Annotated in this window: 2 protein-coding genes; both read right to left on the minus strand. The window is 48.8% G+C overall.

Annotated elements, in window-relative coordinates; all coding sequences use genetic code 11:
- Positions 1 to 269: 269 nt before the first annotated feature.
- The gene (locus GWQ22_RS21415; RefSeq protein WP_275931618.1) at positions 270 to 494 is read right to left on the minus strand and encodes a Flexible pilin; all 225 of its coding nucleotides are present in this window, start codon (positions 492 to 494) and stop codon (positions 270 to 272) included.
- A gap of 304 nt (positions 495 to 798) precedes the next feature.
- A complete protein-coding gene (locus GWQ22_RS21420; RefSeq protein ID WP_275931619.1) occupies positions 799 to 1,152 on the minus strand; it encodes a hypothetical protein in 354 nt (117 codons plus the stop codon).
- Positions 1,153 to 1,282 lie beyond the last annotated feature (130 nt).

Below are 1,282 nucleotides of genomic sequence, written 5' to 3' on the forward strand. Positions count from 1 at the left end.
ATTTAACGGTGCAACCGCCTTTAGGCGAATTATCATATTTCAAACAGATAGGGAGAGGCGTGGCCATTGTCACCATACCAAGCGAGACATCAGGAGGACACCCGTCCCACGAGTAAGAAGAAAAGGACACAAACAACAGAAGCCAACCTATGCGCACACAGCCCCCAATATGAAAAAAGGCGACCGAAGCCGCCTTAGATTGAAAAGGATGCTCTCCATCCCTCGACAAAGAACAAAAACCAGAGCGTCCCGATAAGCAGGGACATGGCTTAGGCTTTGCGAATAAGGCTGATCAGGATGCCGACACCAACAACCGCAGCAACCACCATCATGACCTTGGGAGAGGTCGCATTTACATCTGACAGCGCCGAATCGAGCGCAGCACCGGCAGCAGCGGAAGTCTCACCAGCAGCAGCATGAGCAGCACCAACGGCAGACAGGGAAGCGACAGCAGCAATACAACCATTACGGAACAAGCCTGAAAGTTTTTGCATTTTATTTATCCTCTTTTTGCACCAACAATGACACGGGCAATGGCGCCCAGTTTTAAACCAACAACCCAAATGGTTAATCCGAAACCAAAGGCTATTGACGTGATGGTTACATCGAACTGAAACCAGCTCGATATATCCGTTAACGTGGTGTGCTCCTGAGTTGTCAACAGCACGTAAGAACATGTTTCCGGCGGGGCCTGTCTGATATACCCCTCGGACGTTAATTCGACACAAATCATTTATATGGTGCCCTCATCGTCGGTCGCTGCACGTATTCGCTCCTCCTCCTCAGGCACCGGATTAGTTAAGGCTTTTTATGGAGTGGGCCGAAATCGTCCTGTTTTGCCCCGCCTTCAAGTTCAAAGCCAGCAACGATATTTTGAGCAGGGTTGCGCGGGTCGGCTTCCAGTAACAGGGTAATAGGCTGGAGTTTGGGGCAGTTGGCAATATTAGCCAGCACAATAGGATCGTTCTTAAGTGGCATTTCCTTAGCTTCAAAGCCCCAGTTAGTTATTTTGCACTCTGGCATATCAAAGCTGGTCGCAGGAATAAGGAAAGTAAGGTTAGCAAAATCGTAAGGCTTAGGTGACGGGCCCTTGCGGGAAACACCAATACCATGAGTAACACGTTGAATCATTACGCCAGTAATTTTAGACATAGCTTTACTCTCCACTTGGGTTATTAATGCCCGTTCAGTTGGGCTCAAAAAGCGACAATTCATCTAGCTCAGGTGGCAGCGGCATCAAAAGCCGTGCCGGAATATCATCATGGCCTAACTGCCCAATTAA

Source organism: Aeromonas sp. 1HA1 (genome assembly GCF_029237385.1).
Taxonomy (GTDB): domain Bacteria; phylum Pseudomonadota; class Gammaproteobacteria; order Enterobacterales; family Aeromonadaceae; genus Aeromonas; species Aeromonas popoffii.

Excerpts from the sequence above, each read along its gene's own strand:
- GWQ22_RS21415 (WP_275931618.1), bottom strand. The coding sequence starts at position 494 with ATGCAAAAACTTTCAGGCTTGTTCCGTAATGGTTGTATTGCTGCTGTC.
- GWQ22_RS21420 (WP_275931619.1), bottom strand. The coding sequence starts at position 1,152 with ATGTCTAAAATTACTGGCGTAATGATTCAACGTGTTACTCATGGTATT.